General features: G+C 59.8%; 6 protein-coding genes and 2 pseudogenes. 3 read left to right on the forward strand and 5 right to left on the reverse strand.

Going from position 1 to position 7,266, the window contains the following annotated elements; genetic code table 11:
* Nucleotides 1-473 precede the first annotated feature (473 nt).
* Nucleotides 474-770, forward strand: coding sequence for a hypothetical protein (locus P0D89_RS49975; RefSeq protein ID WP_408367913.1), 297 nt, complete (start codon nucleotides 474-476; stop codon nucleotides 768-770).
* Nucleotides 771-822: 52 nt separating this feature from the next.
* Here the strand turns inward: P0D89_RS49975 and P0D89_RS49980 are convergent.
* Nucleotides 823-963 (reverse strand): annotated as a pseudogene (locus P0D89_RS49980) (IS66 family transposase); the annotation flags it as partial.
* Between the two features lie 435 nt (nucleotides 964-1,398).
* Nucleotides 1,399-2,334, reverse strand: a complete 936-nt coding sequence (locus P0D89_RS49985) for a class I SAM-dependent methyltransferase (RefSeq protein WP_408367915.1) — start codon at nucleotides 2,332-2,334, stop codon at nucleotides 1,399-1,401.
* A gap of 672 nt (nucleotides 2,335-3,006) precedes the next feature.
* Between P0D89_RS49985 and P0D89_RS49990 the strand changes: the two genes are divergently transcribed.
* Nucleotides 3,007-3,600: an energy transducer TonB gene (locus P0D89_RS49990; RefSeq protein WP_408367917.1), complete on the forward strand. Its 594-nt coding sequence runs from the start codon at nucleotides 3,007-3,009 to the stop codon at nucleotides 3,598-3,600.
* A gap of 301 nt (nucleotides 3,601-3,901) precedes the next feature.
* Here P0D89_RS49990 and P0D89_RS49995 read toward each other — a convergent pair.
* The 3 genes and pseudogenes from P0D89_RS49995 to P0D89_RS50005 all read right to left on the reverse strand — a co-directional run.
* Nucleotides 3,902-4,379: pseudogene (locus P0D89_RS49995) on the reverse strand (IS6 family transposase); the annotation flags it as partial.
* Nucleotides 4,380-5,735 carry a sensor histidine kinase gene (locus P0D89_RS50000; protein WP_408367919.1) on the reverse strand — a complete coding sequence of 452 codons (1,356 nt, stop codon included), beginning with the start codon at nucleotides 5,733-5,735 and terminating at the stop codon, nucleotides 4,380-4,382.
* Nucleotides 5,722-6,405 (reverse strand): response regulator transcription factor, encoded by a 684-nt coding sequence (locus P0D89_RS50005; RefSeq protein ID WP_317016507.1) that lies wholly within the window; start codon nucleotides 6,403-6,405, stop codon nucleotides 5,722-5,724. Before P0D89_RS50005 ends, P0D89_RS50000 begins: the two co-directional genes overlap by 14 nt.
* Before the next feature lie 160 nt (nucleotides 6,406-6,565).
* Here P0D89_RS50005 and P0D89_RS50010 point away from each other — a divergent pair, with 160 nt between their 5' ends.
* Complete coding sequence (locus P0D89_RS50010; protein ID WP_408379225.1) at nucleotides 6,566-7,252, forward strand: response regulator transcription factor; 687 nt, start codon at nucleotides 6,566-6,568, stop codon at nucleotides 7,250-7,252.
* Nucleotides 7,253-7,266 lie beyond the last annotated feature (14 nt).

The following is a 7,266-nucleotide window of genomic DNA, read 5'->3' on the forward strand; positions in this document are numbered from 1 at the left end:
TCGCGGCGTCAAGGGTTCGCTCCGCCAGGCTCCCGCCTGCCCTTGACCCCCAGCCCTCGTCCCTTCTGCGCACGGGGAGACCAACCCCCGGGGCAAGGTTGGTCAGCGTCGTCGATTAATTTATGAGTAGCCCTTAAAAACCTTGACAACTTTCCGCTCATAGAAAGCGACCCGCCGCCGGCCGTGGATAACTCCTGCACAGTAGTTCACGGCGCGTGCCTTGCTCCCTCAGGCAGTGCCTGTTGCTCAGCCTCCCCTACGGCTACCGTATGAAGGCCGGGGGGAGTCTTGCTAACAATTCACCAGCCACACACCACACATCGATGTAAAGCTGCAAAACAAACCCTTGACAATTTGATGCTCATAGAAGGCAATGGACAGTCGGCTCTTTGTCGAGGGAGGGATACGAATTCAAAACGCTGTGGTGGAATCTGAACATCATCTCCAGTTACCTCAAGAACAACGTGCGCACGTTGGTCAACTACGGCGCCCGGCATCGCAAGGGCCTGCCGATAAGCAGCAGCATCGCCGAGTCCGCGGTGAACCACGTTGTCAGCTACCGTATGGCCAAGAAACGACAAATGCGCTGGACTGACGAAGGGGCGCACTGCATGGTGCAGGTCAGGGTAACGGTTTTGAACGGGGAATTCTCGCCGCGTCGCATCTCGGCGCTCAAGATCGCCGACTCGGGTTGCGGAAAATGCATCGGGCCAACGTCGGCAGGCGGGTACTCGCCGACGGATAGCACACACCGCGCAATCATGTCGTGAGTCAGGGAGTCCTGATGAAATCGACCTCCCCAACTTTTGCACGCTCTCCATTTGCACCGCGGGCCTGCGCACGCTGCACATCCGCAACGCCGCGCCCGGCGGCCAGATCCTCAAGTTGCGTCTCGAGCGTCTCGATTTGCCGCTGCAGCTGTTCGGACTTGCGGCCGAACTGCATGCGCCTGAGCTTGTCGATCTGGGCAGGCTTTAGTAAAACTCCAGTCAAATGCATTGGGCCGGAACTACGGCTAATCAAACTTCGGAGGTGGTGTGGAGGAATGTCAGATTGCTTGATCTAAATACTTTACTATCTCAGACAACCTTAAATGCCGTTCGATAACGAGTCCCGATCGCACAATCAGACACCGACTGACAGCGGTTAGCGATATGACTTCGCCGTACGATTGACAATTATATTTTTGTGCGAGGGAGAAGTGATAGGTACGTTGACGCCGTCGAGCGCATTGTCGTCGCGACTTTATCTGAAAGTTTCGGCGACCGCGCTCTCTGTATCAATTCAGCCCATCGTGCATCGGGTGTTCAAACACTTCATAATTGTTCGGCAAAGCTTCTTGGCCTACCCACGTTCCCGAACGGAAACTGAGCGAGGTGATGGGAGCGGCTTCGCGCGTCAGCGAGGAGGCTTTAGTGCGGTGAGGTAAGCGGCGCGTTCGGCCGTGACCAATCGGCGACCTTCAACTTGGGGGCGGAGGATCTGTTCGAAGAATAGTCGTTCGTCCGCTGTGAACTGTTTCGCGAGAACATCGCCGAGCCGCGGAGCCCAGGGGTGAGGCGAGCTACCAAGCAGTACATCCCAGGAAGTGATTGTGGCGGGGCGTACATCTATGTGGAATTCCATATGAATATCCGCGAACCCCGCATCTAATGCGAAGCGCACCAGATCGCGTTCGCCGTAGTTTGCAATCGGACTTGCGGAAATCCTTTCCTCAGTATCGGGAAATTGAGCTGCTTTCCAGCGATGCAGCAGGCGAAAAAAGTTGTCCTCCGCTTTCTCGGGCAGACCTTCAACGAGTTGCCTCAGAGAGCTGACCTCGAACGCATCGTCGCGCATAATCGGTTCAGCGATCGATAGTCGGCCGCCGGGTCTGAGAATCCGGTGAAATTCCCGCATAGCGGCCATCTTGTCGGGGACGTAAGCGAGAACTGCTCGAGTCGTGACTGCATCGACAGCGTCACCCTCAATGCCATTGAGCAATTCTGCGGAGCATTGGATGAAGACGCATTGATCCCGGACGTTCCGCTGAACTGCGAGTGCTTCACTGTGCCGAAGCAGGGGCGCCGAGATATCTGTCAAAAGCACGCGCAATGATGGGCCTATGCGGTCGATAGCGCTCAAGCCGATCAGTCCATCGCCGGCACCGATGTCGGCGAGCGTCATGCCAGAATCAAGCCTGGCGCCGTCTAGAACGCGGTCCGCAATTTGTTTGAGTTCGGCATGGACGACCTGTTCTTGCCTGGGATCATCGGCGTACCGAATATGTAAAAGCCAATCGGACCACACATCGGATTGCGGCTGGAGGGCGTGACTATTCATGTTGAGGGACATTGTTGACTGGATAACGAGGTATGTCGAAGGACCGAAGACTCGAACCTCATCCCGGATCAGCCGACAGGTGGTTGGGCGTTACTGTCGGTGCATGAATGTAAGGAAGTTACCTTATGAGAGCCTGAAGAACATGTCATCAGTGCGGGAATTTTGCACAGTAATGTTTTGCGTCGGACTGTGGATAGACAAAGAGGCCTGCGCCATGAGAGGCTTCCCATTACGCCGACCCAGCATCGGGGAAAACCGCGCTGGGTGACATTGATTGTATCGCGGAGCCTCTACTGAAAGTGGGTTCGGAAGATGTCATTCCAACACGACGATGCTTTAAGTAAGGAGAGCTAGAACGTGAGTGATTGGGAAGCCGGCAGCATTGATGGTATTACCTACACGTACGGCTATTGCGACGAACTGAATCCGCTGCGCCTTAGTCTTCCGCTGCTACAGTCGGGGCTCGCCGCTCCGGCGATGCGTACCGCCTGCGAACTAGGATTCGGTCACGGCGTCAGCGTGAATAACGATGGATCTGGTCCGTTCTGCAGGAATCAGCTCGGTCGCGCTCGCGACCGATGCGCAATAGTCCTGGAGGCGAGCGTAATGAACATCAGTATGTCGAGCAAACCCCGTAGAGCACTGTGGCCTACCATGGCGTCACAGCCACGTGCCGGCAATGCAATGACCATCGCGATTCTCGCTGCGTTTGTGATCGAGGGGATGCTGATAGCGGCTGTGATGTCGGTGCATACGCCCGCTCCGAAGCCGGCACACGCGCCGCCGGTCATCAGGAAAGTGGTGAAGCAGCAATCGGATCTTCCGGTGCCGAAACCGGTGGCACGACCGGCTGCCCGAGTACAACGTCACGCTGCCACGCCGACAGCCGCACCGGCGCCGGTTGTTCCCACGCCCGTCGCGACACAGGAGGCGCCTTCTACGGCGCATGCTGCGCCAGCCGCGCCGGGTCCTTCAACCGCGGGATCCAGCAACACGAGCGCTGCCGCTGCGGCACCCGCCGACATTGCAATCGTGTGTCCGGTGCAGGCGAAGCCCGACATGCCGCCGCGGGCGTTAGCCGAGGGAATCTCCGGCGAAGTCACGGCGCGTGCGACGATCGAAGGCGGCAGGGTCGCCCGGGTCGATATCGTCAAGTCGACGCCTCCGGGAGTTTTTGACGGATCGGTACGACGTGCGATGGCTCAGTACCAATGCAAGGTCGACGGCGGCGGTCAGGTCGTGGTCGAGCAATCGTTTGATTTCACGCAGACCGATTAGATTGCTTGAGGGAATCTGCCTGAAGGCGAGTGCGCGACTCACCTGACACGCACCGGCGCAGTTGAACTGCGCCGGTGCGTAATGTCTGGTGACCCCGGCAAGCTGTTCGTGCTGAACGCGAGCGACGGCTCTGTGATCCAGTCTCAGTATGAGGTGCGCCAATGGCGCGGGTGGTACCGCCACATCACCCTGGCACTTCTGGCGCACGCAGTACTCGTCACCCTTCGGATCGGGGGTAAAAAAAACGGATCCGTCGCGATAAGGCGGAAGAGCGAATCATCGTTAGGATAGTGAGGATTACTTATGCTACCAGCGAGTAGAATTGCTCAGCGCGACTGTGCTCGGGGCAATTGTCTTTCATTTGACCCTTGGCGATCATATGCGCAAGCTCGATGCCGCTTAACAGGATGCGAGCGCAGCGAAAATTCTTGAAGCCCAGCATCGGACGCGTTTGCCTCTTGATAGCCCGATGGTCCTGTTCAACGATGTTATTCAAATACTTGTTCTGTCGAATCTCGATCGGGGTGTCCCGTTCGGCGTTCAGCGCGTCTAGCGCGGCAAGGTTCGCGCCGCTCTTATCGATGGTCACCGTCTCGGGTTCGCCGTTTTTGTCGATCGACTTTTCAAAGTAGCGCTGCGCCGCGACCTTGTCGCGATGGGCACGCAGCAGGAAATCGACGGGTGTTGCCCTGCTTGTCGACCGCACGATACAAATACTTCCGCTGCCCTCGGACCTTGATATACGTCTCGTCTATCCGCCAGCTACTATGCACGCGACGCTACTCATTCGGTTTGTACAACAGGACTTCACATCCGGGCGTCGTGTCCTTGAAGCGGATCGACATGCCGTGCATGCCGGCGACCGCCAGCACAAGGCTCAGACCGAGCCCGCTGCCGGGCGTGTGGCGGCTTGACTCGCCGCGATAAAAGCGCCGCAACACGGCCTGCTGTTCGACGGGCGCAATGCCCGGCCCGTCGTCCGAAACGGTGACGCCCGCGCCGGTCTTGTCGCGGAACACTGCGATCCGCACATGGCCGCGGTGCGGTGCGAACTTGATGGCGTTTTCCACCAGATTCGCCAGCGCCTCGAATAGCAGATTCGGATCGCCCTGGATCTCGAGCGGCCCCGATACCGTTCGCTGCAGCTCGAAGGCGATCTGCTTGTCTTCGGCAGTCGGATCATAGAACTCGAACACGTCATCAGCGACGGCGGCCAGATCGACTGTTGTGAATCCCGCGCGGCGCACGCCGCTTTCGATCTCCGAAATGCGCAGCAGCGCGTTGAAGGTGCGCAGCAGCCCGTTGGTCTCGACGATGGTTTCATCAATTGCCGCGCGATACTCCGCTTCGGTTTTGGCGCGGCGCTGCATACGTTCGAGCCCGCCGAGCATCCGGGTAAGCGGCGTGCGCAGATCGTGAGCAATCGCATCGCACACGCCCTTGACCTCGTTCATGAGCCGCTCGATTTCGTCGAGCATGCCGTTCACGACGCCGACGAGGCGATCCACGTCGTCGCGTTTCGAATGCACCGGCAAACGCCTGCTGAGATTGCCGGCGACGATTTCCTCGATCGAGGCGGTCACCGCGTCCAGCCGCCGCATGGCCGATATGCCGATCAGGCTCGCCCCGACCAGGCCGATCACGAGCGTGATCATGGCGGTGGAAAGCAGCGCGTGCAGCAGTTCTTCGTCGAAATGGTCGAGTTCACGGGTATTCTGGCATTGCAATGCGATGCGGCTATCCGGCACGCGCGCGGCGATGCATCGGCCGGGCGGGTGGCCGGGCAGGTTCGCGAGCCGCATGGAAAACGGTTGGTCGAAGACCGGGATAGCCGGCTGATCGCCCGCGTAGCCGCCGGCAAGATGTTTGCCGTTCGCTTCGAACAGGCCGAACGGGCGCTGGTGGCGCGGATCGAACTGGCGTTGATGTTCGAATCGCGCGACCAGTTCGTCGGGTTCTTCACGTTGCAACTGGGCGTGCTCGCGAATCAGCCAGTCGTCGATGCGCTCCTGTTCGAAGCCGGTGATCTCGCGGTACAGGTAGCCGAATAGCAGTATCGCGATCACGCCGAACAGCATCAGGAACAGCGTGGCGAGGCGAAAACCGGTGGTGCGGTGCAGGTCAGTCAGGCGCATGGAGCATGTATCCCGAACCGCGCACAGTATCGATCATCGGAGCCGTGCCTTCCGGGTCGAGCTTCTTTCTCAGACGGCTGATGTGCACGTCGATCACATTGGTCCGCTCGTCCAGCCGGTAGTCCCATACCGCCTCGAACAGCATGGTGCGGCTCACCACCTGGCCCGCATGCTGCATCAGGTATTCGAGCAGCCGGTATTCGCGTGGCAAGAGCGGCACCGGGCGGCCGGCGAAGCTCACTTCGCGCTTGAGCGGGTCAAGACGCAGCGGGCCGACCTGATACTCCTGCACGCCGGGCGCCGCTTCGCGCCGGCGCATCAGCGCGTCGAGCCGGGCGGTCAGTTCGATGAACTCGAACGGCTTGGTCAGATAATCGTCGCCGCCGGCGCGCAGACCGCGCACACGTTCGTCGACCGCGGAGAGCGCGCTCAGAATCAACACCGGCGTGAGCACGCCGGCGCTGCGCAACGCCGCCAGCATGCCGAGCCCTTCGAGTCCGCCCGGCAACATGCGATCGAGCACGATGGCGTCATAACTGTTGGCGACCGCGAGCATCAAACCGTCGCGGCCCGTGCGCGCCGTCTGCACCTTGCAGCCGTGATCGGTCAGCGCTTCGACGATCTCCGCGAGGGTTTGCTCGTCGTCTTCGACGACCAGTACGTTCGACATGCGTTTATCCAGAAGTGAGCGCGCGGCGAACCTAAGCGAGGCGGCCGCGTACACTACGCTCGTATCCACAATGTCCCGAAGTATGCCGTGCGAAGTTGCACAGGCATTTCGCGCCAACATTAAATAATTTTAATGTTGGCCTCATCAACCTGTTTAGCGTATGCGAATCCTGCTGGTCGAAGACGATATGCGCGCCAGCCAGTTTCTGGCGCGTGGCTTGAGCGAAAGCGGTCTCATTGTCGACACCGTCGCCGATGGTGCGACCGGGCTCGCCTACGCGCGCGAGGGCATTTACGACGTGATTGTGACCGACCGGCTCCTGCCTGCGCTCGGCGGCATCGCGCTCGTGCGGCAATTGCGCGCCGGCGGGGATACCACACCGGTGCTGATGCTGTCCGCGGTTGGCGGGCTGAACGAACGCGTGGAGGGCATCCGCGCCGGTTGCGACGATTACCTCGTGAAGCCGTATGCCTTCGTCGAAGTGCTGGCGAGAATCGAGGCGCTCGCGCGGCGCGCGGATCGCAGCCGAATGAGCGAGCGGCTCGAATGCGCGGATCTGGTGCTCCATACCCGGGCGCGAACCGCAACGCGTGGCGGCCGTGATCTGCGCCTGCAGCATCGCGAGTTTCTGTTGCTCGAATGCCTCGCGCGTCGCGAAGGCCAGGTCGTGACGCGCAGCATGCTGCTCGAGGCGGCATGGAATTACGATTTCGAACCGCGCGGCAATATCATCGATATGCACATGCATCGGCTGCGGGCGAAGGTGGACTGCGATTTTCCGGTGGCGCTGATTCATACCGTGGTGGGGGCGGGTTATGTGCTGAACCCGGCACCTTTAACAAAATGAACGAAGGGGCTGTT

The organism is Paraburkholderia sp. RL18-085-BIA-A, from assembly GCF_046027075.1.
In the GTDB taxonomy this organism is placed as follows: domain Bacteria; phylum Pseudomonadota; class Gammaproteobacteria; order Burkholderiales; family Burkholderiaceae; genus Paraburkholderia.

Bases quoted from the DNA above. Each gene is read 5' to 3' on its own strand.
- P0D89_RS49985 (WP_408367915.1), bottom strand. From the start codon at position 2,334: ATGTCCCTCAACATGAATAGTCACGCCCTCCAGCCGCAATCCGATGTG.
- P0D89_RS49990 (WP_408367917.1), top strand. From the start codon at position 3,007: ATGACCATCGCGATTCTCGCTGCGTTTGTGATCGAGGGGATGCTGATA.
- P0D89_RS50000 (WP_408367919.1), bottom strand. From the start codon at position 5,735: ATGCGCCTGACTGACCTGCACCGCACCACCGGTTTTCGCCTCGCCACG.
- P0D89_RS50005 (WP_317016507.1), bottom strand. From the start codon at position 6,405: ATGTCGAACGTACTGGTCGTCGAAGACGACGAGCAAACCCTCGCGGAG.
- P0D89_RS50010 (WP_408379225.1), top strand. From the start codon at position 6,566: ATGCGAATCCTGCTGGTCGAAGACGATATGCGCGCCAGCCAGTTTCTG.